Raw genomic sequence first — 23,202 nt, 5'->3', positions numbered from 1 at the left:
ATATCGACAAGCTATTTAGGATCTGTATGAAAAATGAAATCCATTAGCTATATAGCAATTCCTTTGCTTGGCGGGGCAGTGTTTGTGCCGCCGGTGCCGTTCTTATCAAGGCAGGCCGTGCCTGCCCGGTGGGCTGAAGCCCACCCTACGCGCCCCGGCATTTACGCCCCTTTCAGCACGTCTGCCGCTTGCAGGGCGAGGACGCGTTTGAGCGGCAGGGCGACGGCGGCGGCGGCGACGGCGAACGACAGGACGGCGGCGAGCGGGATGACCGGCCAGCGCGGGGTGATGCCGGCGTGGAAGACGACCTGGCCGAGGATTTGCGCGAGGACGAGGCCGAGGGCGACGCCGATGACGATGGCGAGGGTGGTCATGGCGAGCGTTTCGCGCACGATTTGTGCGGTGATTTGCCGGTCGGACGCGCCAAGTGCGCTTTGCAGGGCAAATTCGCGGCGGCGTTCGTGGGTCATGGCGGTAAGCGAGGTGTTCACGCACAGGCTGGAAAGCAGCAGGATGATGATGCAGACGAGCCCCATCAGTCCTTTGATTTTGTGCAGGATTTGGCCTTCGGCGGCGCTGACTTTGCGGATGGGGTGGATGTCGAGCTGCGGGTATTCGGCGCTTAGGCGCGCGGCGTAGGCGGTAACGGCGTCGTTGTCGTTGGCGAGGCTGGCAAGCGCGTAGCTGATGCGGTCGGGGTTGTCCGTCCAGTCCTGCACGGCGCGGATGTTGAGCAGCATGACGTTGTCCATCGCGTCGCCGCTTTCGATGATACCTTTGATGCGGAAGCTCTTTTTCTCGCCGTTGTCTTTCACCAGGGTGATGTTGTCGCCGAGGTTGAGCTCAAGCTGGCGGGCGAGGGTTTTGCCGAGCATGGTGTTTCTGTCGTCGAAATCGACGCTGACCCAGCCGCCCTGCACTTGCCAGTAGGGGACGAGCGCGGGCAGGGCGGGGAAATCGACGCCGACCAGCGCCACGGGTTCGCGCTCGCTGCGCGCCACGGTGTAGAGGTAGGGGCTGGAAGCGTGGTAAAGCGCGGGCGGCATGGCGGCGGTGATGCGGCGGTAGTCATCGAGGGTGAAGGGTTGTTCGTTTTTTGCGCCGAGGTAGAAGTTGGCGCCGAAGGAGCGCAGTTCGCGGCTCATTTTTTCGTTGATGTCGAAGTAGATGGCGGCCATCGCGGTCACGATGGCGGCGCCGATGGCGAGGGCGGCGATGATGGTGAGGGTGCGCCGCCATTTGTGGCGCAGGGCTTTGCCGAGCAGCAGCCGGCGCATGTTGTTATCTTTCATATAAAACCTCGACGGGGACTTGGCGGGCAATGCTGCGCACCGCGAACCAGGTGCCGACAAGGGTAATCAGCACGGCGGCGGTGATGATGACGGGGACGACGATCCAGGTGAAGCCGAGCGGCGCGCCGAAGAGTGCGCGGCCGATGCCCCAGCCGAGGACGGCACCGCCCGCGCAGCCGGCAAATCCGCCGAGCGCGCCGACCATCACCGCTTCGGCGTAGTAGAGCAGCGCGATTTGCCAGGGCTTCGCGCCGAGGGCGCGCATCAGGCCGATTTCTTTGGCGCGGGCGAGGATGCCGCTGCCGGTGAGCGAGGCGATGCCCATGCCCGCCGAAATCAGGGCGGCGAGGCTGCACACGATCAGCAGGAGCTGGATTTTGCCGATGATGACGCCTTCGGAGGCGGCAACTTGCCACACGGGGTGGACGACGGAGCCGCTGACGGTCTCTTCGAGCTGATGCGCGATGGTGGAGACGTAGGCGGTGCAGTACCACTGGTCGTACTGCTTGGCATCCAGTGCCGAGGGGTTTTCGTGCGCCTTGCGCGACAGGTCGTTTTCCGGCACGGTCATCGCCGCGACCTGGATGGCGCTGATCTTGCCCTGCAAGCCGAGCAGCTCTTGCAGCGCGGCGAGCGGCAGGACGATTTGCCCGTCCTGCGCCGCGCCGCTGGTGAGGATGCCGCTGATGCGTGCGGATTTCGCGGGGGTGTCGCCCGTGGTGGCGGTGAGCGGCAGCACGTCGCCCGTCTGCCAGCCGTGTGCGGCGGCGAGTTTGACCCCGACCAGCACGGGAATGGGCGCGTCAGCGGCAAGCGGCTTGCTGTCATCCGGCCATTCGCCCGCGATTTGCCAGAAGGGGCTGACCGCCTTCTGCCCGGTGTGATAATTCGATTCGTCGGCGACATCCAGCGGGTGGTCAAAAAACGTACCCAGCACCGCGACTTCCACCCCGCCCGCGCGCACATGGCCGTTCAAGAGCGGCGCGAAGCCGTAGATGTTGTTGCGCCAGAAAATATCCATCACCGACGGCAGCACCTTTTCATCCAGATAGTACTGCTGCCCGGCGACTTCATCAGGCAGGAGCGCGCCGCCCGCCGGTTCAATCAGGATATTCGCGCCGTAGGACTTCAATTCGCGCGACATCTTGTCGCCGATGTCGATGGATACCGCGAGCAACCCGGCAATCAGGCTGGAAGCGAGGAAAACCGTGGCAAAGGCGAGCGCCTTGCGCGGCAAATCGTGATGCCAAAGCTGGAAAATCATGCGCCAAAACATAAGGTTATTCCTTGATAAACGATTCGGGGTCATCCACGAAGCGCTGATAATTCGCCTCGCTGGCGAAAAAATACGTCTTCGTGCCGTAGCTGTAACGATATTGCGCCGTCGTGTTCTTCAAGCGGCTGCCGTCCACCGGATCGACCACATCCAGCTCGACCACCGCCTTGAAGAGCTGCAAGCCCGCTTCCAGCGATTTGCGCGGAATGCGGATTTCCGCCGCATCCATCGCCCAGCCTTCAATCGGCACCGGGTTACAGCCGCCACTCTTGCCGACACTGGGGCGGAACAGGCGCACGCCACAACCGATGCACATCACCTGATCGCCCTGCATCGCATAACCCGTATCGCCGCAGAGCATACAGGCGTCAAACACTACCGCCGGCGACCACTCACCGGGGAAGCGGTCAATCACAAAAAAGCGCACTACCTTGCCCTCGGACGACACCCAGGCGTAGCGGTGCAAATCGCCGTCTTTCAGCCTGTCCGCCTCAATCGGCAGATGGACGGCATCATCGGCGGCGAGTGCAACCGGCACCGCCTTCGAGAGCGACGGCGGCCGCGAGGCGACCAGATCCCAATACAGGCACACTGCGAGCGCCAGCGCGCACGCCGCGACCCCCTGCACGACGGCGCGCCGCGCCCGCCGCACCCCGGCAACGAGCAAGCGGCGATGCACGGCGGCGGCGCGGGGATTGGCGTTGCCGGCGGGAGCGGCATCGGTTGTGGCGTGGGCGTGTGCAGACGGCACATCCGCCCTCCGCAACTGCCGCCGCGCGGGCAGCCAGGCGGTGAGTAGCGCGGCGAGCGTCGCCAGGGCGGGCAGCACCAGCGCCACATACGCGAACCCGTTGCGCGCAAATTCCGCCCGCGCCAGCCAGCGCAGACGCAGTGCCGTTACCTCCATTTTCTGCAACTTGATGGCCGCGAGCACAAAATCGGCCCCCAGCCACACCGCCCACAGCAGCAGCATCACCAGCACCATCAGCACCGCGAGTGCCTGCCACACCCGGCGCGGCAGCAGCGAACGCAGCACGAACAGCCACAGCACCAAAAGCGCCGACAGCCCCGCCGCCGCCAGCACCGCTGCCAAATGCAGAATGAACGTCGTATTGACCACGCTGGTAGAAGAAAACGCGCTCATCACCGGCGCGGAAAAAAACGGCACTGCGCCGAGAAAACCGGCGGCGAACCAGAGAAAATCACGGGCGGCGGCCGCCTTCAGCCCAACCGTAGCCAACGCGAGCAGCAACAGCACCATTTGCAGCGGCGCGAACCAGAACAGCACCGCCGCCCCCTGCGGCAGCGCGGCCACCGCCGCCCCTGCCGCAAGCAACCCGCAGACAAACGCGGCAAACATCCGCTGCGGCCGCGCGGGGCAAGCGGCAGACAAAGCTGCCGCAAAAAACAGCGGCAACCAGAAACAACGGACAAACAAAGAAAAAAACAGACTCATGGCGGCACCGGTCAAACAAAACGGAAATACGGGATAAGAAGGTTTCGCAATTCTACCGCTTGCCTGCCGGGGAAAGCACGAAAAAACGGCTCCTCGCGGAGCCGTCTGCTTCATCCTTCTTCATACAAAAGCGCCAATCCCTGCAAATATTTCTGCAAGCGGCGGCGGTATTTGTCCGGCGGCGCGGGCGTATCCGTCTCTGCCGCCGCTGCCGCCGCTGCCTGCTGTTTCTTCGCCTCGCGCACCAGTTGCCGCACATGCTGCACATCGAAACCGGCGTAGCGGCCGAGCAGTTCGCCGTAAATGTCGCCATCGTCCGCCAGCAGGCGCTCCAGCTCGCGCTGAATGCGCTGCTGCTTGCCGGGCGACTGCAAATAGGGGTGGTTGATGTGTTCGTGTGCGGCGAGAATGGCCGGATAATCCTGTTCGTCGAGCAGGCGGGTGAGGTAGTTGAGATGGCGCGACAGGGCGTTACCGCTCAGGCGCTTGCCCTCCCGCAAGGCGGCAATCAGCGTCTCGTCAATCGGCAGCAGCGGGTACTGGTGCGCGGGCAGTTTCAGCAGCTCGCCGGCAAAGGCCTTGATCGGTTCGCGTTCACGCTTGGCCTGCGAGCGGTTGGCGCGGATGACGCGGCCTTCTTCATCGTATTGTTTTTCTGCTTTATCAGTCATGTCCGGTTTTGTTTTTCGGCGGGATACCTATAATAGCAACCTTTTTTGGGAGGGACGGATGCGCTGCTGGCTCATCGTGCTAACAATCTGTTTCAGTGTGCTGGTGCGGGCGGAACAAGTCCCCGCCGCCGTCGCGGAAATGCTGCATAAAAACAACGTCGCCGGCGAAGACATCAGCATCTGGGTGCAGGCAATCGAAGCGGAAGAGCCGATGGTCGAGCTGAACGGCACCACCCTGCGCCATCCCGCCTCGGTCGCCAAAGTCCTCACCACTGCCGCCGGCCTCCTGCGCCTCGGCAAGGATTACCGCTGGGAAACCAACTTCTATGTGGACACCCTGCCTGATGTGAACGGCATCGTCGAGGGCAACCTCTACGTCGTCGGCGGCGGCGACCCCTTCCTCGTCGAAGAACAGTTGCTCACCATGCTGCAAGGCCTGCAACAGGCGGGCGTGCGCCACATCACCGGCGACATCGTCCTCGATGACTCCCTCTACCGCCTCAGCGCCGAAGAGCGCGACGCCGCTTCCTTCGACGGCAAACCCTGGGCGGCTTACAACGCCATCCCGCACCCGCTGATGGTCAACTTCCGCACCGTGAAAATGCAGGTCATCCCGCAGGCGGGCAAACCGCAACTCACCCTCGTGCCGGAAATCGTCAACTGGAAAATCGACAACCAGCTCAAAGTCAAAAAAGGCCAGTGCAGCGGCGACGGCTTCACGCCGTCCGCCGTGCTCGAACGCGACGACAAAGGCTACGCCGTCATGCACGTCGCCGGTACCTACGCCACCGGCTGCGGCGCGCAGGACGTGCAGCTCGTCCTCGGCGAAGCCAGCGAACAGTTCTACTACCTCTTCCGCGACCTCTGGTACCGCCTGGGCGGCAGCTTCGACGGCGCGGGTAAAGTCGCGAAAACCCCCTCCACCGCCAAACACATCTTCACCGGCTACTCCGACCCGCTCGCCCTGCAAATCCAGCGCATGAACCAGGAAAGCAACAACGTCATGACCCGCCAGCTCATGCTCACCCTAGGTGCCAAAACCTTCGACCCGCCCGGCAGTCTGGAAAAAGGCAGAAATGCCGTGCGCATGACGCTCGAAGCCTTCGGCATCAATACCGACGGCATGATTATTGACAACGGCTCCGGCCTCTCACGCCTCGAACTCGTCAGTGCCAAGCAGCTCGCCACCCTGCTGCGCGACATCTACCTCTCCGACCAGGGCGAAACCTTCCTCGCCTCGCTCGCCGTTGCGGGCGAAAGCGGCACCCTGCGCAAACGCTACCGGGGCGAAGCCCTCGCCGGGCACGTCATCGGCAAAACCGGCACCATTGACAACGTCCGCAGCTTCGCGGGCTACCTCCGCGCCGAAAGCGGGCGCAACTACGTCGTCGTCGTCATCGGCAACGGCAAAAGCGCCGTGCGCAGCCGCGCCGTGCAGGACGAACTCTTCCGCTGGCTCTACAAACAATAACCCCCACCCCCATGAACATCCGCACCCATCTGCTCCTCCTTATCGCCCTCATCCTCAGCGCGTGCAGCAGCCACGCCCCGAAAGACAGCCAGCGCGACAGCCGCCTCATCCGCCGCCCGCAACAAATGACCCTGCAAGACCGCCTCGAAGCCAAAGGCTTCCGCTTCGGCGCGCCCGCCTTCATCCGCATCTTCAAAAAAGAAGAAAAACTCGAAGTCTGGCTGCAAAAAGACAGCGGCGAATACGCCCTCTTCCTTGACTACCCCATCTGCATCTACTCCGGCGAACTCGGCCCCAAAACCCGCGAAGGCGACAAACAATCACCGGAAGGCTTCTATGCCGTTGGCCGCGAAGCGATGAACCCGAACAGCAACTACCACCTCTCCTTCAACCTCGGCTACCCCAACGCCTACGACCGCGCCCATGGCTACACCGGCAGCATGCTGATGGTGCACGGCAAATGCGTCTCCATCGGCTGCTACGCCATGGGCGACCGGCAAATCGAAGAAATCTACAGCCTCGTCGGCGCCGCACTACAACGCGGCCAGCCCTTCGTACGCGTGCATGCCTTCCCCTTCCGCCTCACCGAAGCCAACCTCGCCGCTTACAGCGACCACCGCTGGTACGACTTCTGGCGCATGCTCAAACCCGGCTACGACTACTTTGAAACCTACCACCAGCCGCCGGAAATCGACGTCATCGGCGGCCAGTACGCCCTGAGCGAGCGCAACCCGCACCGCGCGCCGCTGCCGGGCAACCGCCTGCCGCCCATGCGCAGCACCCCCGTCATCCCCGACGACAACCTGCACAGCAACCCGCTTGACGGCACCCCGCTGCAAATCGCGGGCAACCGCACAGCGCCCGTCAACACCCTGCTCGCCGCGCGCAGCCCGACAACAACCAACCCCTTGCTGAACAACAACCTGACCGCCGACGGCGCCGCTCCGCTGGCGGATAACCTGCCGGGGCACACACCGGGCGCTACCCCGGCACCTGCCCTGACCATGGCCAGCCTCGCCGACGACCCCGTGCCGCTGCCTGCCGATAGCGCCCTGACCGCCAGCCGCCCCGGCGACAACATCCCGCCTGCACGCATCCCGGCTGACATCCCGCGCCCCGCAAATGACAGCCCGAACATCACCGCTCTCGACGGTGGAAGCGGTGCGCCCATGCCGCAGCGCCGCCCTGCCCTGCCCGCCGCCCCCGCCAATACCATCCCGCCAGGCGCCGCCGCACACCCCTTGCCCGCCGACTGGGGGCCGGAAATGCTTCCGCCCGACAGCGACCTGCCGCCAAGCTACGACTTCGACCCCTGAGCCGCGAGACATAGCGGCGGGAACGGAAAACCGCCCCGGAGGACGGCTTTTCGCGACGCGTCGCAGACGCCGCCTGCCGCCCCTGCGGCAGCACCGGCAAAAAAGCCTTGCCTGCACCAAAAAACGCTACCATACCGCGCCAAGGAGATACCCGTGATACGCCGCATTTACTACATCCTGCTTGCCCTCTTCGCCATCGCCGTGCTCATTCCGGCGCTGTGTTACTTCTGGATAACCGTGAGCAGCGCCCCCTATCTCTATGACGACATCGACGCCCTCCCCGCCCGCCCGCTCGCCGTCGTCCTCGGCACCGCCAAATACACCACCGACGGGCGCATCAACCTCTACTACCGCGCCCGCATCGAAGCCGCCGCCGAACTGTACCGGCGCGGCAAAGTGCAATACCTCATCGTCAGCGGCGACAACCGCACCCTCGCCTACAACGAACCGGCGCAAATGCGCAGCGACCTCATCAAGGCAGGCGTGGCGGCGGACCACATCCAGCCCGATTACGCCGGCCTGCGCACCCTTGACAGCGTCCTGCGCGCCGACAAAGTCTTCGGCAACCGCGACTACATCATCGTCAGCCAGCCTTTCCACAACGCGCGCGCCGTTTTCCTCGCCCGCAAGAACGGCCAGCAGGTCATCGCCTATAACGCCGCCGACCCCGCCGTCCTCCAATACCGCCTGAAAACCCAGGTGCGGGAAATCGCCGCCCGCCTGCGCGCGGTGTGGGACGTCCTGCGCGGCACCGAAGCGCGCCACTACGGCGACCCGATCCCCTTCCCGCCCGCCGCCGACACGACATAACCATAACGGCGCCAAGCGGCATAAACACCGAAGCCGCGTAGATGGGCTTCAGCCCATCAAGCAGGCGGATGCCTGCTTTTTATTTGAAAGATAACGTTATTTATCAACATGGCGACAAGGCTCAGGAAGATACTGGCTGTCTATATTGGATATGCAGTCCCATTGAAATGCCCCATTTTCTTCTGGCACATAAGACAATTTTTTACCGTGCAATGCTGGAACGACGGGTTCTTCGTTATCCAGAGTCGCTGTAATTACGCCCGGCTGTTTATTGCCGGACAAGTTGGTGCCAATCCTGACTTCTTTGACGTATTTGCCACGAATATCAAATGGCTCAGCCGCACCGACAGCCTTGTTGCTTTTCGGCCACGTTCCTTTATCTGCATACGATTCAGATACAGCAGCTTTTTGACCTCCGGCAAGATTCAGCGCCTCTGCCGCTTGCCTTTTACCCTCGGCAATAGTGTCTGTTTGTTCTTTCTGTTTAATAGAACGGCACGGTTCAGGCAAATATTGGTCGTCTATATTGGATGCGCAGTCCCATTGATATGCTCCACCGGTGTCCTTTGGCACAAAAGACAATTTTTTGCCGCGCAATGCTGAAACGACGGGTTCTTCGTTATCTAGAGCCGCTGTAATTACGCCCGGCTGTTTATTGCCGGACAAGTTGGTGCCGATTCTGACTTCTTTGACGTATTTACCCTGAATTTCCTCTGGTCCAGCTACACCGGCCTTGGCATTATCAGCGGGCCACTCCCCAGTATTTGCATGGGATTCAACTATTGCTGCCCTTAACCCATTAGATAAACTGAAGGCTTCTAATGCCTGTTCTTTAGCAAGGTAACCATCAAGCTCATCTTGATTCTTTATATATTGACATCTGTGTATTCTTCTCTCAATATTGGTTAAGCATCTTAATTGTTCTAAACGGGCTCCTTGCATAAATGTTATTTTCTTGCTCCTTAACACAGGCGGCAAAGAATCATCATCCTGAAAGGTAACGGTGACTGTATTTTTGTCTTTATTACCCAATAAATCCTCGCCAATTTTTAATTCCTTTATTTTTACCGTATCTAATTGTTCGGTGGCAGAGGTGGTAACTTCTTCAATTTTTTCTTTGAATTTTAATTGGTTACTGTTTCCCGCCGTCTCTTCCCCGGCAGAAACAGGCAGAGAAAAAGTGAGGAAAAGGCCGAGGCTCAGGATTTCTTTTTGCATGATGCACTCCATGTTGGGTTGAGGATTCGCGCCGCATCATACCCACACCGCGCGAAAACTTGAAAGCGCCCTGCCCGCCCCCAAAACGGCAGGACATTCACCAACCCACAGGAAAGTCATGTTTGACGCACATTCCACCACCATCCTCTCCGTCCGTCGCGGCCGCCATGTCGCCATCGCCGGCGATGGCCAGGTCTCGCTCGGCAATACCATCATGAAGGGTAACGCACGCAAAATCCGCCGTCTCTATAAAAACCGTATCCTCGCCGGTTTCGCCGGCGGCACTGCCGACGCCTTCACCCTCTTCGAGCGCTTTGAAGGCAAGCTGGAAGAGCAGGATGGGCAACTGCTGCGCGCCGCCGTCGAACTCGCCAAAGACTGGCGTACCGATCGCATGCTGCGCCGCCTGGAAGCGATGCTCATCGTCGCCGACGAAACCAGCACCCTCATCCTCTCCGGCAACGGCGACGTGGTCGAGCCGGAAGACAGCATCGCCGCCATCGGCTCCGGCGGGATGTTTGCCCTTTCCGCTGCGCGCGCGCTGTATCACAACACCGAGATGGACGCGCTCACCATCGCCCGCAAGAGCCTCGAAATTGCCAGCGACATCTGCGTCTATACCAACCACAACATCATCACCGACGAACTGAAAGGCTAAACCTGAGCCCCGCATGGACAACAAAACCGGATACCACGACTTGAATATGACGCCAAGAGACACGAGGGCGGCAAACGGTGGCGTTATCCGTTCCGCCCAATGCCTTTAGCCCCCCAGCCCTTGCCTAACCCGCCGCCGCCCGAGCGCTCGCGGCGAATACCCAAACCTGATAAAGGAACCGAATATGGAAAAAACCACTGAATACCGCGACTTGAATATGACGCCAAGAGACACGAGGGCGGCAAACGGTGGCGTTATCCGCCGCTGAAACCCTGACAGCAACCCGATTTTGCATCACCCGCCGCCGCCCGAGCGCTCGCGGCGGATACCCAAACCCAATAAAGGAACCGAATATGGAAAAAACCACTGAATACCGCGATTTGAATATGACGCCGCGAGAAATCGTCGAGGAACTGGACCGCCACATCATCGGCCAGAAAGCGGCGAAACGCGCCGTGGCAAATGCCCTGCGCAGCCGCTGGCGCCGCCGCCAGATTCCCGAACCGATGCGCAGCGAAATCACCCCGAAGAACATCCTCATGATCGGGCCGACCGGCGTCGGCAAAACCGAAATCGCGCGCCGCCTCGCCAAACTCGCCGAAGCGCCTTTCGTCAAAGTGGAGGCGACCAAATTCACCGAAGTCGGCTACGTCGGCCGCGATGTGGACAGCATCATCCGCGACCTCGTCGAAACCAGCATCAAGCTTGAACGCGAGCGCGCGCGCAAACAGGTGCAGACCAAAGCGCGCGAAGCGGCGCTGGAACGCGTTCTCGATGTCCTCGTGCCACCGCCGCAAGGCAACGCCTGGCACGACGGCGCCAACGTCCCCGAAGACAACCCCGCGCGCAAAACCTACCGCGAACGCATCCTGCGCGAAGAGCTGAACGACAAAATCATCGAAATCGATGTGCGCGACCAGCCCACTTCCGCCCATGTTGAAATCATGGCACCACCCGGCATGGAAGAGATGAGCAGCCAACTCTCCGAACTCTTCCAGAACCTCGGCAAACAGAGAACCAGCAAGCAGAAAATCAAGATTGCCGATGCGCTCGTCCAGCTCGCCGAAGAAGAAGCGGACAACCTCATCTCCGAGGCGGACATCAAACAACAGGCGATTGCCAACGCCGAGCAGAACGGCATCGTCTTCATCGACGAAATTGACAAAGTGGCGAAGCGCAGCGACGTGGGCGGCGCCGATGTCTCACGCGAAGGCGTGCAGCGCGACCTCCTGCCGCTGGTCGAAGGCTCCACCGTCTCCACCAAATACGGCATGATCAAAACCGATCACATCCTCTTCATCGCCTCCGGCGCCTTCCACCTCGCCAAACCCTCCGACCTCATCCCCGAACTGCAAGGGCGGATGCCGGTGCGGGTCGAGCTGGACGCGCTCGGCGTCGAAGATTTCCGCCGCATCCTCACCGAGCCGGATCACAGCCTCATCAAACAATACACCGCGCTGCTCGCCACCGAAGCGCTGCACCTCGAATTTACCGATGACGGCATCGAAAAAATCGCGGAAATCGCCTACCACGTCAACAAAACCACGGAAAACATCGGCGCCCGCCGCCTGCATACCCTGATGGAACGGCTGACCGAAAGCCTCTCTTTCGACGCCGCCGACCGCCCCGACGGCGACCGCATCCTGATTGATGCCGCCTATGTCGAACAAGCGCTTGGCGAACTGTCGCAGAACGAGGATCTCAGCCGCTTCGTCCTCTGAGGAAAAAAGAAAAGCCCGCGCAAGCGGGCTTTTCTTTTACCGCCTGCGGTGGCGGCGCAGGGTGGTGGTGGGGATGCCGAGGCTTTCGCGGTATTTGGTCACGGTGCGGCGCGCGATTTTGTGCCCGCGTTCGGCGAGGATGTCGGTGATTCTCTGGTCGGAATAGGGTTTGTCCGGGTCTTCTTCGCCGATGACTTCGGTGATCATCGCCTTGATGGCGACGACCGACTGGTCATCGCCGTCGAGGTTTTCAAACTGGGCGGAGAAGAAGTAGCGCAGTTCGTAGATGCCGCGTTTGCATTGCAGGTATTTGTCGTTGACCGCGCGGCTGACGGTGCTTTCGTGGATGTCGAGGATTTCCGCTACTTTTTGCCGCGTTAGCGGCCGCATGGCGCTGTCGCCCTCCTGGAAGAAGTCCTGTTGCAGGGCGACGATGACGCCGGCCACGCGGCGGATAGTGTCGGCGCGTTTGTCAATGGCGGTGAGGAACCAGCGTGCTTCTTGCAGTTGGGCTTGCAGCAGGGTTTTGTCCGCGCCTTTTGCTGTCTCCGCCAGCGCGGCGTAGGCCTGGTTGATGGTGAGATCGGGCTGGATGCTGTCGGTAGTTTCGATGTAGCTGATGCCGTTTTTTTCACGCACGATGATTTCCGGCTCGATGTGCTGCACGCTGCCTGCGTTGAATGTCTGTCCGGGGCGGGGGTCAAGGCTGCGCAACAGCGCCATCGCATGGTTGTAGGTGGCAATGTCCATGTCCAGGCGCTGCCGGATCATCTGCGGGCTGCGCGCGATGAAGCCGTAGAAGCGCTTCATGATTTGCTGCAATGCGTCAAGGTAGGGGGTGTCGGGCGGCAGAGCGGCAAGCTGGATGGTCAGGCATTCTTCGAGGTCGCGCGCGCCGACGCCGCCCGGCTGGCATTGCTGCACGATGCGGATGCCGTCCTCAATGTCGGCCACGGCAAGCTGCTGCTGCGCGGCAACAGCTTCCGCATCGCTGCGGAAATAGCCGTCGTCATCAAGTTCGAAGGCGACTGCGAGCGCCGCGCGGCGCCGGATGTCACCGAGCGGCATCTGGTTGATCTGTTCTTCGAGCCAGGCGGCCAGGGACGGTTTGGCGCTGAGATAGAGTTCGGGATTGTCCTCTTCTTCGCGGTAAGGCGCGTGGTCTTTCCAGTCGTGGTCGTAGTGTTCTTCCCAGGTGCTGTCGTATTCGAGCTCGCCGCTCAGTGTTTGCAGCAGGCCATGCGTGTCTTCGCCGCTATCGCCGTCGCTGTCGTTTTCGCTGTCCGGGTTTTCGTAGTAGGTGTCCTGCCTGCGTTCCAGCATGATGTTCTGCGTCAGCATGTTGTTGATTTCGATGCCGAGGTCGAGGCTGTTCATGTTGAGGATTTTGATCGCCTGTTGCAGCTGCGGGGTGAGGGTAAGAGTCTGTTTGAGGGCGAGGTCGAGGCTCTGGCTTGTCCCCGGGGCTTTGCTGGGCTGGCTCATGGCGGGCGGGTCAGTGGAGTTGAAAGTCGGTGCCGAGGTACACGCGGCGGGCTTCTTCGTTGGCGACGATTTCTTCCGGGCTGCCCTCGGCGATGACGCGGCCTTCGGAGAGGATGTAGGCGCGATCGCAGCTTTTCAGGGTTTCGCGCACGTTGTGGTCAGTAATCAGCACGCCGATGCCCCGGTCGGTGAGGTGGGTGATGATGTTCCGGATGTCGCCGACCGCGATGGGATCCACCCCGGCGAAGGGTTCGTCGAGCAGGATAAAGCGCGGGTTGCAGGCGAGCGTCCGCGCGATTTCGCATCTGCGCCGTTCGCCGCCGGAGAGACTTTGACCCAGGATGTCGGCGCGCTCGGCGATGCCAAGGTCTTGCATGAGTTCTTGCGCGCGGGCTTCGCGCTCGCGTTTGCCGAGGTTGGTGGCAAGTTCGAGGATGGCGAGGATGTTGTCGCGCACGCTGAGTTTGCGGAAGACGCTGGCTTCCTGCGGCAGGTAGGACAGCCCGAGCCGGGCGCGGCGGTGCACCGGCAGGCGGGTGATGTCGGTGCCGTCCAGCAGGATGCGGCCGTGGTCGGGACGCACGAGCCCGATGGTCATGTAGAAGCTGGTGGTTTTGCCCGCGCCGTTCGGGCCGAGCAGGCCGACGACCTGGGCGGCGTCCACCCGGAATCCGGCGTCGTTGACGACGCGCCGCTTGCGGTAGGTTTTTTGCAGTTGTTCGGCGATGAGCATGGCGCGGGTTATTTGGTCTTCGGCTGGAAGGTCATGTTGACGCCGCGCCCTTTGACGCTTTCGCTTTTCAGGTTGTAGGTGAGATGGTCGGCGCGGGTTTCGTTTTTTTCCTGTTTGACGCGGGCGTTTTTGTTGATTTCCACGGTCGAGGTCGGCACGGTGTATTTCATGTGATTGCCGCTGCCGTCAATCGGCGGTTCTTTGGCGGGAACATAGTGGAAGGTGGTCGGGTTGCCCCAGCTTTCGATGGTGTGGATTTGCCCGTTTTGCAGGCGGATGGTGACGCGGTCACCTTTGAGGTTCATCTCGCCCTGGGTGATGACGACGTGGCCGTTGTAGGTGGCGACGCCCGTGTTGGCGTCGTATTCGCCGCTGTCGGCTTTGAGGTTGATCGGCAGTTGTTGCGGGTTGTTGTTTTTTTTGTTGCCGCTTTTTTCTGCGCTGTCGGCGGCTTTTTTGGCGGTGTCGCTTTCGTCCCAGCCGAAGGCGGTGTTGCTGTCCACGGTTTTGTTGTCTGTACCGCTTTGCACGACGACTGGGGCCGGTTTGTTTTTGGCACGCGTGGTTTTTTTGCGGGTTTCGGCATGGCCGCTGCTGATTAGCGCCAGCAGGATGGTGGCGGCGATGAGGGTTTTAGTTTGCCGGGTCATAGCTGCTCCTTACGTTGTTTTTGAGTGTGATGTGGTTATTGTTCATGTCCCAGTGCGCGCCGTCCGCGTCGGTGCGGCTATCGTCACTTTCCAGGGTGATGGCGGCATCGGTTGCGGCGTAGCGGTTCTCCGGGTAATAGTCGAGGTGGTCGGTCGTGATGCGGTAGTGGTGGCCGCTGTCGTCCTGCTCGCCCCGCACGTCGCCGCTCAGGGTGACGCGGTTTTTTTCGCTGTTGCGTACGGCGTGTTCGGCGCGCAGGCGGCGTTCGCCGTTAGGAAGCAGGGTTTGCACATCGGGGCGGTCGAGGTGGTCTTCGCCGTTTTTACGGTGTTCGGCGTAGGGGGCGCGCACGGTGGTGCTGCGTTTGCCGTCGGTGCCGTACTGGTAGAGGGTGACATCCGCAAGCGAGAGGCGCACGGGGTCTTCCACTCGGCTCTGCGTCCCCGTGCCGCTCTCGCGCTGCCACCACCACAGGGTAACGGCAACGGCGGCAAGCAACCAGCAGGCGAGGCGCAGTTGGCGGCGGCGGCTCATCATCAGGCGACTCCGGCGCGCAGGAGGTCATGGATGTGCAGGATGCCGGCGATGCGGCCGTTTTCCAACACGGGCAGGGCGGTGATGTGGCGCTTTTCCATGTGTTGCAGGGCTTCGGCGGCACGTTCGTCTGCGCCGGTGGTTTGCGGCGCGCGGGTCATCACTTCGCCAATCGGACGATTGAGCGCGTCGGGGTATTTTTCCAGGGCGCGACGCAGGTCACCGTCGGTGAAGATGCCGCGCAGTTGGCCATCATCGGCGACGAGGGTGACGCCAAGGCCTTTGGCGGTAATCTGGAACAGCGCGGTTTGCACGTCGGCGTCGCTGCCGACGACGGGGATGGCGTCGCCCGTCCGCATCACGTCGCGGTTTTTGGTCATCAGGCGGCGGCCGAGGCGGCCGTAAGGGTGCGAGCGGGCGAAGTCCTGCTCGCCGAAGCGGCGGCTTTGCATCAGGGCGATGGCGAGGGCGTCGCCGAGGGCGAGGGTGGCGGTGGTGCTGGTGGTCGGGGCGAGGCCGAGCGGGCAGGCTTCTTTGTCGATGTGGATGGGCAGGTGGATGTCGGCTTCCTGCGCGAGGTGCGAGGCGGGGCGGCCGGTGATGGCGAGGGTTTTCACGCCGAGGCCGCGCACGATGGGCAGCATCATCAGGATTTCCGCGCTTTCGCCGGAATAGCTGATGGCGAGCAGGGTGTCGTCGGCGGTAATCATGCCGAGGTCGCCGTGCCCCGCTTCGGCGGCGTGGACGAAGAAGGCGGGGGTGCCGGTGCTGGCCAGCGTCGCCGCGATTTTTTCGCCGATGTGCCCCGATTTGCCGAGGCCGGTCACGATGACGTGGCCGCGCGTGGCGAGGATGCAGTCGCAGGCGGCGAGGAAGGGCGCGCCGAGGTGGTCGATCTGCGCGCGCACGGCCTCGGCTTCCTGGTCGAGGACGGCGCGGGCGTGGGCAAGGCGGGAATCGGTCATGGGTAGTATTCCAGTTGGGCGGGGTCGCCGGTGAGCGCGGCGAGATAGTGCGGGGCGACGGCAGCGGCCTGCTGCCAGTGCGGTTGCCCGGCAGGGAAGACGCTGCGACTGAGCGGAGTATCAACCCAGCCGGGGTCCACAATGGCAAAGCCGAGGGTCGGGTAGGCGTGTTTTTCCTGATAGAGATCGTGAGCGAGCTGGGTGAGCGCCGCTTGCGCAATGCCGTAGCTATGCCAATAGGCGCTTTGTGCGCGGTGTTCGCGGTGCAGGCTGACGATAAAACGCGGTGCGGCGGCGGCCTGCATCAGCGGCAGCAAAGTCTGGAACAGCCACAGCGGCGCGGTGAGGTTCACTTGCAGTCCTTGCAGCCAGCCGGTCGGGTCAGCATGGGCCAGCGGACGCAGGCCACCGCAGACGGCAGCGAGATTGATGATGGCATCCAGTTTGCCGTGGTCTTCTTGAATCAGCTCGGCAAGGCGAACGTAGGCATCAAAACCGCTGCGCCACAAATCGAAAGGGACAAGGGTATGGTCGCCCTGCAAACCGTCATCCAGCGCTTCCAGCGCGAGCGGGTCGAGATCGAGCAAGAGCAGGTGATGCCCCGCTGCATCAAGGGCGCGGGCAACGGCGCTGCCGATGCCGCCGCAGGCGCCGGTGAGCAAGACGGTCTTCATGACGCCTCTCCAAAGAGCAGCGGCGCGAGGGCGGCGGGGCTGTCGGCAAACGCGAGGGGGCGGTCATCGGCGGCGAGGTCGGCGCGCGAGGTGTAGCCGTAATCGCAGAAGATGGACGGCATCCCGGCGCGGGCGGCGGCGCGCACATCGGCGGCGCTGTCGCCCACCATCACCGCCTGCTCCGGCCGCACCCCCGCCAGTGCGCAAGCATAGGCCAGCGGCGCGGGATCGGGCTTGGCGGTCGCCAGCGTATCGCCGCAGACGATGGCGGCGACGCGCTGATCAAGATTGAAATGGCGCGCCAGCGCGTAAGTGAAGCGTTCCAGCTTGTTGGTGATGATGCCCCACGGCACGGCGCAGGCGTCGAGGTCGTCCACAATCGCCGCCATACCGGGAAACCAGCGCGTTTCCTCGGCGACGTGACGCAGATAATGCGCGTAAAACGCCTCCTGCAAGGCGGGCAGGCGCGGGTCATCGGCGGCGGTGGCGATCGCGTGTTGCAGCATCTGCCGCGAGCCGTGCCCGGTGTAGGGCAGGATAACGGCGGCAGGCGCGGGCAGGTAGCCGTGTTCCGTCAACGTGCGGTTGACCGAGGCGATCAGATCGGGGGCGGTGTCGAACAGCGTGCCGTCCAGATCAAACCACACGGCGCGGTAGCGGGCTTTCATGCGGCATCCCGGCGGGCAACCATAAAATAATTGATGGCCGTCTGCCGCGACAGGCGGGCGCTGCGCGTGAACGGGTTGTACGACAGCCCGCTGATGGCCAGCGGCGTCAGCCCGGCGCGGCGCACCATGCGCACCAGCTCGGCGGGGCGGATGAACCAGTCATACTGATGCGTCCCTTTCGGGACAAGGTGCAGCAGATGCTCGGCGGCACAAATCGCGCCGAGGCGCGCCGCCGGGGTACGGTTCACCGTCGAAAGAAAAACCAGACCGCCCGGCCGCAGCAGGGTGTGAATATCGCGCAAAATCGCGGCGGGATCGGCGACATGTTCCAGCATCTCCATGCAGGTGACGACATCAAACACCTCGCCGCGCGCGACCAGCTCCGCCCCGGAAGCGCGGATATAGTCAATCGCCTTGTCGCCGCGATGGGCGCGGGCGGCTTCCAGCACGGCGGCGGCGAGATCAATGCCGACCACGCGGGCACCGCTATCGGCCAGCGCCTCGCTCAAAATGCCGCCGCCGCAGCCGAAATCGAGAACGCGTTTGCCCTGCAAATCAACATATTGGGTAATGAATTGCAGACGGGCGGGATTGATGTGGTGCAACGTGCGGTAAGGGCCGTTCTTGTCCCAAAACGCGCTGCCGTGCTGCTCGAAACTGTGAATATCGGCGGAATGCGGAATGGCGTGCATGACGGGTCTCTCGTAGGGAAGATACGCGGATTTTAGCATGATTGCCTGCGGCGGCTGCCCGGCGGGGGAAGCGCAAGAACGGCATATCCACCGCCCGCAGCAGCCCGGACGAACCGACAACCACGCGCTTTTGCCGCGCGTGCAAGCCATTGATTACAAAAAAAATGTCTGCCGGAATCCACACACACCCACGAGGTAAACACCATGTAAAAAACCGCACTCAACCTGGCCGCCCTCATCAGCGCCGCCCTGCTGCTCACCCTGCGTCAGCTGGAACGGCTGAAAACCGTCGAGCAGCAACAGCGCGACCTGCCCGGCACGGTCAAAGAACCGGGCTGTGTGGAGAGCATCAAGCGGCTGCATGCCTTTCTGCAAGGCGAGATCAAGCGGATGGGGAAGGAAGTAAAGGCCATCATCGCCGCAGACGGGCGGATGCAGCACAACGCCAAACTGCTGCACACCATCCCGGTGATTGGCGAGAGAACGGTACCGTGGCTGCCCGCCTGCCTGCACGACGGCAAGGCAGCGGCGACCTGTGCAGAGCTGACGCCGATGCTGCACCAGTCGGGCACAAGCGACGGCAAGGCGCACATCAGCAAGATCGGGCCAAGCGGGATCCGCAAGGTGCTTTACATGCCGGCGGTGGTGTACAGCTTCGGGATTTGTCGGGATGGTCCCTATAAGTCATTTGCAGACAGTATGTTGGCCAACGGCAAAGCAAAGAAGTCGGTGATTACGGCGCTGATGCGCAAGCTGCTGACGATTGCCCAGGCCGTGCTGCAATACCGGTGCCCTTTTGATTTGCAACGGTATGAAAAGGCAACGAAAAAATGATTTCTTCTGATGTTTGACTCTGTTAAGGCCTAATAGTATCTACGCTTGCTTTCAGTTTCTCCGGAAAAGGGTCTTCAACTCCAATAGCATTTGCCAATACCGCTTTATCAATATTTTCTGCTGCAGCGCCAGCCAGTCCATGTTTCTCATAACTATTTTCTGATAAATCAGCCATTTTTATCCCTTTGGCTTAAAGAAATTCAAAATAATAAATTCTTTCTAAATATAAAGAAAATCACCAAAATATTTTATTGAAAATATTGTAAAAGCAAAATATATTTTTTGCCAAAATTCATTTACCTATATCCATTTACCAAGAAAACAAAACCTACTATCTAAAATAAATACAAAAACAAGAGAGCTACTGAATAAAAAGGCAAGCATAAATGGCATCAGTAATATTTCTTTTACGGAAAACCTATAGTGGCTATCCCTGTAATTTTCATCAACATAAGAGTAAGATAAAATCAGGCAACAAGCAAGGATGGGAATATAATTCACCATATTCCAAAAACGAAAGAGCAACAGACTATGACCCATTGCAGATGCCAGAAAAACACGGCTGGATTCAAAATATTCATGAAAAGGCGTCTTTTCTATATCAATCATAAAAAAGCCGTCATACGGAAGAAAACCTTCGCGTGGTGGATCCTCTTCAAGGAATGCGGTGTTGCTGGTTATAAAATCAAAAATACTCTGCGCTACCTCAGGTTCCCATACCAGTTGCCCATGTTTAATCCAAGACGTAATAATAAATATCTCAGACAGAATATAACAGCCTAGAAAATAGAGTGCTATCCTTTTATATTTTCTGCTTGGCAGCCCGCCACCCGCTCCCAGGTATTCTTCCACTTCATTTGCCAGTTTCTTGTCTTCTATTAGACATACTGCTAACAGCAGCCTTTTTTTCCAAGTTTTCTCTTGTTGCAGAACTCGTAAAAAACACAGAATACCAAAAAGGCGTTAACAAGATGGCTACGCACAAAAGGAGAAAATAGAAGAAATTTAAAAGCAGATTTTGTTGCAAATTATAATCTGGCGCTTCAAATCCTAAGGTAAAGAATCCTAGCGCAACCCAAAAACAGATTATGGCAAAGTAAGCCCAAAGATTTCCCTTATAAAATCCTTCACTACCCAGCCATTCTAAAACAGCCTGATTCTTTTTCTTCATAATAGACTCTTCACTCTGGTTAGATATTTGCTTCAGTTTTATCGACAGTATTGTTCATGAATGCTTCCTTGCTATCAGATGCCAAGATTATTTCTCAACTTTTGCCTTGCGTTCAACTTAAATTATTACTGAATTTTGCATATTATTTATCCATGCTTTGTTCGTGTCATCACCTTTCAGCCGCTTTCTACTGTCATACTGCTTCTCCACAAGTATGCTCTGCCTCGCCGCTTGAAAGGTGTTCCTGCAATGATACCAACGGGCAGGTGGTGTTCTCGCTTGCGTGTCTATGACCGGGAAACAGCCCAATAGATCCCACAGCAAGCCGCCTGAAAAGCGTTTGCCCGCCATAGAGAGCCTACGCGCGTGGCGAGCGGCGTCGTATTGGGCGGAATAGATGCGCGCCGCCCGGGCTTCGTTCAGGTCGCAGGCGTGGGCGGGCAGGCTGATGAGCAGGGCAGCAAGCAGGGGTTTGGGTGGCTGGGGATCTGTTATGGGGGAAGGCTATTGTGGTCTGAAAGTGAAAGGATGCCGGGCGGGATGGGTTATCCATGTCCGGGTCAATCGTCTGCCGCGTCATCCACCGGCGGGTAGTACCAGGCAGGATAGGTAACAGCGAGCAGCCAGCAGAAGCTGCTGATAAAGACGTAAATGGCGGGGATGGCGAGCAGGGTGTAGAGATTGTTGATGTTTGTGTAGGTAACGGGAAAACGCTGCGGCAGGAAGAGGAGGAGGGCAAGACCGGTTGCGGTAACGGCGAAGTAGCGCAGTTCGCCGATGGCATGCAGGGCTTGCAGCAGCCTGTGCGGGGAGAATATTGCTTTGGCGTTTTGCTCTTGCAGATAGACGAGGTTGGCGAGCGGTATCAGGAAGACAAAAACGGCGGCCATGGCGATGTCGGCAGGCGTTGCCGGTATGGCGTTAGCCGTCAGGATCAGCCGGACAATGCTGTGCAGCAGGGAGACGATCAGCAGGCTCAAGGCGATGGCGAGGCAATAGGGCGGCAGCACGGCACCCGGCAACGGTTCTTTGTTGTGGATTCGGGCGGCGATATCGAGGGATTGGCCTGCAAGCAGAGTGGTGGTGAGGATGTTGATCAGCAGCAGGATGGGTGAATGGATCGCGGCGGGAATCGGAATGTAGGCGCGCAGCGGCAGGAAGGCCTCGATAAGGGTCCCCAGCGCCGCGATGGCGGCGATGCACAGCAGGACCAGCAGGGTGCGGGGGTGGATCAGGTAGTACAGGGTGCCGCTGACGGTGGTAATGAACGGTTCGCGCCGCATGGTCTGGGCGGGCGGGTCGCGGAGGCTCTCTTTTGTCTCGATCGGGCCGGGGTGCATAGATGGATCCGTTAGGGGGTGATTGGTGGATAGTTCACAAGCGGCGCAGTTGCCATCTTTTGAAAAAGGCTTTGCCGCTTCGCCGCATTGCTTAGGGGCTGTTGACATTCGACTTGCGCAGCGGACTTTTGCGGCAAAAACGGCAGATGCAAGGCAAAAAGCGCAGTAAGGTTGGGCACCTTGCGCGCATTTTTAACGCAGCAGCTGCCGGATTTTGGCCGAAAAGCCGCCGCAACGTTGCGTGTCAACAGACCCTACCCACCGCCTCAACTCTTCGTCCGGCGGGTGAGGGGCTTTTCACGTCAAGCGGCGTCGAGTTGCCGGGCGCGCCGTGATTGTGCGTTATTCCGGCAACGCCCCGCTTGCGGGCAGGTTTGTCGTGTGGCGGGGCTCATGTCCGCCCGTCGCCTTGCAGGCGGGCAAGGGCGCGGGCGATTTGTGCCGCGTGCGGGTGGTCGGGGTAGCGCGCGTGCAGTTGTTGCAGGAGCGGCAGGGCTTTGTCCGTCTGTCCGGTTTTGGCGAGCGCCAGCGCCGCGAGGTAGTAGTTGTCAACGAGGTGCGGGTGATTGGGGTGGTTTTTCGCGAAGTTGCGGGTGAGGTTGAGCACGGCGCGGTAGTGCTGCTGTTTGCCCGCCTGTTGCGCGAGCGGCAGGATGCTGTCAGCGGGAAGTTGCGCGGGGTCGGCGTATTCGAGGGTGTCGCGGATGAGGTCGTAGCTCGGGCGGTGCCCGGCGGCGGCGCTGTGGATGAGGCGGTCGCGCAGGGCGGGTTGCGGGTCGAGTTGGTAGAGGCGGGCGTAGGCAGGGAAGTAGGCGGCTGCGTCGCGCTGTTCGTTGGCGTAGGTTTTCAGCAGCGCGATGGCGCTCAGGTTGTCGCCGCGACGGATGAGGGCGTCGGCACGGGCGAGGGCGAGGGCGAAGGCTTTTTGCGTTTCGATGCCCATGGCGCGGGTGTCGGCGTCGGCAAGCAGGCGGAAGTCCGGTTCGGCGGCGGCAGCGGGTTGCGCGGACGGGGTTTTGTGCAGGCCGGGGGCAGCGGGTTGGGCCGGCGGGGTTTTGTGCAGGCCGGGGGCGGCGGGGGACAGGTCGTAGTCCGGATTCCCGTTGCGGCCGTTGTGAAAGTCGGGGGCGGGGCCGTTGTCTGCACCGTCTTCGTCGGTACGCGGGTAGAGGAAGGCGAAGGTATTGGAATTGATGGTGTTAACGAAGAAACCGAGGATGTAGGAAATGGTCATGCTGATGTAGATGAAAAGGGGCGCATCACCGCTAAGGCGCAGGATAAGATCCGCTTCTGCCTGTTTGGCGGCAACGGCACTAATGTTGTCGAAGATGAGCGCCGGAATGAGGGCGACGAGGGTAACAGCGAGGTTGAGGAGCAGGGCGATGCAGTAGCAGCTGCCGCCGATGTCGCTGACGGCGGTGCTGATTTTTTGGATGCTGGTCATGGCACCCGCCTTGCCGTAATCCAGGAAGACCAGCTTGATGGCGGGGAAGTAGATGCTGAACAGCAGGATATAGCTAATGGATTTCATTTTTCATACAGATCCTAAATAGCTTGTCGATATCA

The 23,202-nt window shown here is 60.5% G+C and carries 25 protein-coding genes; 6 read left to right on the top strand and 19 right to left on the bottom strand.

The window, feature by feature from the left end; genetic code table 11:
- Window positions 1–161 precede the first annotated feature (161 nt).
- The 4 genes from Q0562_RS06355 to yjgA all read right to left on the bottom strand — a co-directional run bounded on the left by Q0562_RS06355 (window position 162) and on the right by yjgA (window position 4,695).
- Window positions 162–1,277 (bottom strand): FtsX-like permease family protein, encoded by a 1,116-nt coding sequence (locus tag Q0562_RS06355; protein WP_366144718.1) that lies wholly within the window; start codon window positions 1,275–1,277, stop codon window positions 162–164.
- 4 nt (window positions 1,278–1,281) lie between these two features.
- Window positions 1,282–2,568 (bottom strand): ABC transporter permease, encoded by a 1,287-nt coding sequence (locus Q0562_RS06350; RefSeq protein WP_298642658.1) that lies wholly within the window; start codon window positions 2,566–2,568, stop codon window positions 1,282–1,284.
- 4 nt (window positions 2,569–2,572) lie between these two features.
- Complete coding sequence (locus tag Q0562_RS06345; protein WP_298642655.1) at window positions 2,573–3,928, bottom strand: Fe-S-containing protein; 1,356 nt, start codon at window positions 3,926–3,928, stop codon at window positions 2,573–2,575.
- Between the two features lie 206 nt (window positions 3,929–4,134).
- Window positions 4,135–4,695: a ribosome biogenesis factor YjgA gene (gene yjgA / locus Q0562_RS06340; protein ID WP_298642652.1), complete on the bottom strand. Its 561-nt coding sequence runs from the start codon at window positions 4,693–4,695 to the stop codon at window positions 4,135–4,137.
- Between the two features lie 58 nt (window positions 4,696–4,753).
- Between yjgA and dacB the strand changes: the two genes are divergently transcribed.
- From dacB to Q0562_RS06325, 3 genes are all read left to right on the top strand, one after another.
- The gene (gene dacB, locus Q0562_RS06335; protein WP_298642649.1) at window positions 4,754–6,166 is read left to right on the top strand and encodes a D-alanyl-D-alanine carboxypeptidase/D-alanyl-D-alanine-endopeptidase; all 1,413 of its coding nucleotides are present in this window, start codon (window positions 4,754–4,756) and stop codon (window positions 6,164–6,166) included.
- Between the two features lie 11 nt (window positions 6,167–6,177).
- Window positions 6,178–7,482, top strand: coding sequence for a L,D-transpeptidase family protein (locus Q0562_RS06330; protein WP_298642646.1), 1,305 nt, complete (start codon window positions 6,178–6,180; stop codon window positions 7,480–7,482).
- Between the two features lie 153 nt (window positions 7,483–7,635).
- Window positions 7,636–8,292 (top strand): ElyC/SanA/YdcF family protein, encoded by a 657-nt coding sequence (locus Q0562_RS06325; protein ID WP_298642643.1) that lies wholly within the window; start codon window positions 7,636–7,638, stop codon window positions 8,290–8,292.
- A 96-nt stretch (window positions 8,293–8,388) separates the two neighbouring features.
- On the opposite strand, the gene Q0562_RS06320 is transcribed toward Q0562_RS06325, so the two are convergent.
- The gene (locus Q0562_RS06320) at window positions 8,389–9,510 is read right to left on the bottom strand and encodes a pilin (protein WP_298642640.1); all 1,122 of its coding nucleotides are present in this window, start codon (window positions 9,508–9,510) and stop codon (window positions 8,389–8,391) included.
- A gap of 118 nt (window positions 9,511–9,628) precedes the next feature.
- Here Q0562_RS06320 and hslV point away from each other — a divergent pair, with 118 nt between their 5' ends.
- Together hslV and hslU are read left to right on the top strand one after the other, a co-directional pair.
- Window positions 9,629–10,168 carry an ATP-dependent protease subunit HslV gene (gene hslV / locus Q0562_RS06315; protein ID WP_006985110.1) on the top strand — a complete coding sequence of 180 codons (540 nt, stop codon included), beginning with the start codon at window positions 9,629–9,631 and terminating at the stop codon, window positions 10,166–10,168.
- 353 nt (window positions 10,169–10,521) lie between these two features.
- Complete coding sequence (hslU, locus tag Q0562_RS06310) at window positions 10,522–11,889, top strand: ATP-dependent protease ATPase subunit HslU (protein ID WP_298642637.1); 1,368 nt, start codon at window positions 10,522–10,524, stop codon at window positions 11,887–11,889.
- A 36-nt stretch (window positions 11,890–11,925) separates the two neighbouring features.
- Here the strand turns inward: hslU and rpoN are convergent, their stop codons facing one another.
- The 9 genes from rpoN to Q0562_RS06265 all read right to left on the bottom strand — a co-directional run bounded on the left by rpoN (window position 11,926) and on the right by Q0562_RS06265 (window position 18,654).
- Window positions 11,926–13,374 carry an RNA polymerase factor sigma-54 gene (rpoN, locus tag Q0562_RS06305; protein WP_298642635.1) on the bottom strand — a complete coding sequence of 483 codons (1,449 nt, stop codon included), beginning with the start codon at window positions 13,372–13,374 and terminating at the stop codon, window positions 11,926–11,928.
- A 10-nt stretch (window positions 13,375–13,384) separates the two neighbouring features.
- Window positions 13,385–14,107, bottom strand: coding sequence for an LPS export ABC transporter ATP-binding protein (gene lptB, locus Q0562_RS06300; RefSeq protein WP_298642632.1), 723 nt, complete (start codon window positions 14,105–14,107; stop codon window positions 13,385–13,387).
- An 8-nt stretch (window positions 14,108–14,115) separates the two neighbouring features.
- Entirely contained in the window at window positions 14,116–14,757 is a 642-nt protein-coding gene (gene lptA, locus Q0562_RS06295) for a lipopolysaccharide transport periplasmic protein LptA (RefSeq protein WP_298642630.1), read from the bottom strand.
- Entirely contained in the window at window positions 14,741–15,295 is a 555-nt protein-coding gene (gene lptC, locus Q0562_RS06290; protein WP_298642627.1) for an LPS export ABC transporter periplasmic protein LptC, read from the bottom strand. Before lptC ends, lptA begins: the two co-directional genes overlap by 17 nt.
- Window positions 15,295–16,257 (bottom strand): KpsF/GutQ family sugar-phosphate isomerase, encoded by a 963-nt coding sequence (locus Q0562_RS06285; protein WP_298642625.1) that lies wholly within the window; start codon window positions 16,255–16,257, stop codon window positions 15,295–15,297. Before Q0562_RS06285 ends, lptC begins: the two co-directional genes overlap by 1 nt.
- Window positions 16,254–16,931, bottom strand: coding sequence for an SDR family oxidoreductase (locus tag Q0562_RS06280; protein WP_298642622.1), 678 nt, complete (start codon window positions 16,929–16,931; stop codon window positions 16,254–16,256). The genes Q0562_RS06285 and Q0562_RS06280 overlap by 4 nt, the downstream gene beginning before the upstream one ends.
- Window positions 16,928–17,599: an HAD-IA family hydrolase gene (locus Q0562_RS06275; protein ID WP_298642619.1), complete on the bottom strand. Its 672-nt coding sequence runs from the start codon at window positions 17,597–17,599 to the stop codon at window positions 16,928–16,930. Before Q0562_RS06275 ends, Q0562_RS06280 begins: the two co-directional genes overlap by 4 nt.
- A complete protein-coding gene (gene ubiG, locus Q0562_RS06270; RefSeq protein ID WP_298642616.1) occupies window positions 17,596–18,291 on the bottom strand; it encodes a bifunctional 2-polyprenyl-6-hydroxyphenol methylase/3-demethylubiquinol 3-O-methyltransferase UbiG in 696 nt (231 codons plus the stop codon). Before ubiG ends, Q0562_RS06275 begins: the two co-directional genes overlap by 4 nt.
- 153 nt (window positions 18,292–18,444) lie before the next feature.
- Window positions 18,445–18,654 (bottom strand): hypothetical protein, encoded by a 210-nt coding sequence (locus tag Q0562_RS06265; RefSeq protein WP_298642613.1) that lies wholly within the window; start codon window positions 18,652–18,654, stop codon window positions 18,445–18,447.
- Here Q0562_RS06265 and Q0562_RS06260 point away from each other — a divergent pair.
- Window positions 18,631–19,125, top strand: a complete 495-nt coding sequence (locus Q0562_RS06260; protein ID WP_298642610.1) for a transposase — start codon at window positions 18,631–18,633, stop codon at window positions 19,123–19,125. The two genes, Q0562_RS06265 and Q0562_RS06260, sit on opposite strands and share 24 nt — an antisense overlap.
- Before the next feature lie 22 nt (window positions 19,126–19,147).
- Here Q0562_RS06260 and Q0562_RS06255 read toward each other — a convergent pair whose 3' ends face one another.
- The 5 genes from Q0562_RS06255 to Q0562_RS06235 all read right to left on the bottom strand — a co-directional run bounded on the left by Q0562_RS06255 (window position 19,148) and on the right by Q0562_RS06235 (window position 23,167).
- Complete coding sequence (locus Q0562_RS06255; RefSeq protein ID WP_298642607.1) at window positions 19,148–19,300, bottom strand: hypothetical protein; 153 nt, start codon at window positions 19,298–19,300, stop codon at window positions 19,148–19,150.
- Between the two features lie 125 nt (window positions 19,301–19,425).
- Entirely contained in the window at window positions 19,426–19,977 is a 552-nt protein-coding gene (locus Q0562_RS06250) for a hypothetical protein (protein WP_298642604.1), read from the bottom strand.
- Window position 19,978: 1 nt separating this feature from the next.
- On the bottom strand, window positions 19,979–20,296 hold the full coding sequence (locus Q0562_RS06245; protein WP_298642601.1) for a hypothetical protein: 318 nt from the start codon (window positions 20,294–20,296) through the stop codon (window positions 19,979–19,981).
- 560 nt (window positions 20,297–20,856) lie between these two features.
- Entirely contained in the window at window positions 20,857–21,636 is a 780-nt protein-coding gene (locus Q0562_RS06240) for a hypothetical protein (RefSeq protein WP_298642598.1), read from the bottom strand.
- 391 nt (window positions 21,637–22,027) lie between these two features.
- Entirely contained in the window at window positions 22,028–23,167 is a 1,140-nt protein-coding gene (locus tag Q0562_RS06235; protein WP_298642595.1) for a hypothetical protein, read from the bottom strand.
- Between the last annotated feature and the right edge of the window lie 35 nt (window positions 23,168–23,202).

The sequence above is a fragment of the uncultured Cardiobacterium sp. genome (assembly GCF_938028825.1).
Classification (GTDB): Bacteria; Pseudomonadota; Gammaproteobacteria; order Cardiobacteriales; family Cardiobacteriaceae; genus Cardiobacterium.
Note: the sequence above shows the minus strand (reverse complement) of the source record. Positions and strands in the feature narration are given on the sequence as shown.

Excerpts from the sequence above, each read along its gene's own strand:
- Q0562_RS06240 (WP_298642598.1), bottom strand. The coding sequence starts at position 21,636 with ATGCACCCCGGCCCGATCGAGACAAAAGAGAGCCTCCGCGACCCGCCC.
- yjgA (WP_298642652.1), bottom strand. The coding sequence starts at position 4,695 with ATGACTGATAAAGCAGAAAAACAATACGATGAAGAAGGCCGCGTCATC.
- Q0562_RS06355 (WP_366144718.1), bottom strand. The coding sequence starts at position 1,277 with ATGCGCCGGCTGCTGCTCGGCAAAGCCCTGCGCCACAAATGGCGGCGC.
- Q0562_RS06320 (WP_298642640.1), bottom strand. The coding sequence starts at position 9,510 with ATGCAAAAAGAAATCCTGAGCCTCGGCCTTTTCCTCACTTTTTCTCTG.
- lptC (WP_298642627.1), bottom strand. The coding sequence starts at position 15,295 with ATGATGAGCCGCCGCCGCCAACTGCGCCTCGCCTGCTGGTTGCTTGCC.
- Q0562_RS06245 (WP_298642601.1), bottom strand. The coding sequence starts at position 20,296 with ATGAAGAAAAAGAATCAGGCTGTTTTAGAATGGCTGGGTAGTGAAGGA.
- lptA (WP_298642630.1), bottom strand. The coding sequence starts at position 14,757 with ATGACCCGGCAAACTAAAACCCTCATCGCCGCCACCATCCTGCTGGCG.
- Q0562_RS06285 (WP_298642625.1), bottom strand. The coding sequence starts at position 16,257 with ATGACCGATTCCCGCCTTGCCCACGCCCGCGCCGTCCTCGACCAGGAA.
- Q0562_RS06330 (WP_298642646.1), top strand. The coding sequence starts at position 6,178 with ATGAACATCCGCACCCATCTGCTCCTCCTTATCGCCCTCATCCTCAGC.
- Q0562_RS06265 (WP_298642613.1), bottom strand. The coding sequence starts at position 18,654 with ATGCAGCCGCTTGATGCTCTCCACACAGCCCGGTTCTTTGACCGTGCC.
- hslU (WP_298642637.1), top strand. The coding sequence starts at position 10,522 with ATGGAAAAAACCACTGAATACCGCGATTTGAATATGACGCCGCGAGAA.
- ubiG (WP_298642616.1), bottom strand. The coding sequence starts at position 18,291 with ATGCACGCCATTCCGCATTCCGCCGATATTCACAGTTTCGAGCAGCAC.
- Q0562_RS06255 (WP_298642607.1), bottom strand. The coding sequence starts at position 19,300 with ATGGCTGATTTATCAGAAAATAGTTATGAGAAACATGGACTGGCTGGC.
- lptB (WP_298642632.1), bottom strand. The coding sequence starts at position 14,107 with ATGCTCATCGCCGAACAACTGCAAAAAACCTACCGCAAGCGGCGCGTC.
- Q0562_RS06275 (WP_298642619.1), bottom strand. The coding sequence starts at position 17,599 with ATGAAAGCCCGCTACCGCGCCGTGTGGTTTGATCTGGACGGCACGCTG.
- Q0562_RS06345 (WP_298642655.1), bottom strand. The coding sequence starts at position 3,928 with ATGTTTGCCGCGTTTGTCTGCGGGTTGCTTGCGGCAGGGGCGGCGGTG.
- Q0562_RS06350 (WP_298642658.1), bottom strand. The coding sequence starts at position 2,568 with ATGTTTTGGCGCATGATTTTCCAGCTTTGGCATCACGATTTGCCGCGC.
- dacB (WP_298642649.1), top strand. The coding sequence starts at position 4,754 with ATGCGCTGCTGGCTCATCGTGCTAACAATCTGTTTCAGTGTGCTGGTG.
- hslV (WP_006985110.1), top strand. The coding sequence starts at position 9,629 with ATGTTTGACGCACATTCCACCACCATCCTCTCCGTCCGTCGCGGCCGC.
- Q0562_RS06235 (WP_298642595.1), bottom strand. The coding sequence starts at position 23,167 with ATGAAATCCATTAGCTATATCCTGCTGTTCAGCATCTACTTCCCCGCC.
- rpoN (WP_298642635.1), bottom strand. The coding sequence starts at position 13,374 with ATGAGCCAGCCCAGCAAAGCCCCGGGGACAAGCCAGAGCCTCGACCTC.
- Q0562_RS06280 (WP_298642622.1), bottom strand. The coding sequence starts at position 16,931 with ATGAAGACCGTCTTGCTCACCGGCGCCTGCGGCGGCATCGGCAGCGCC.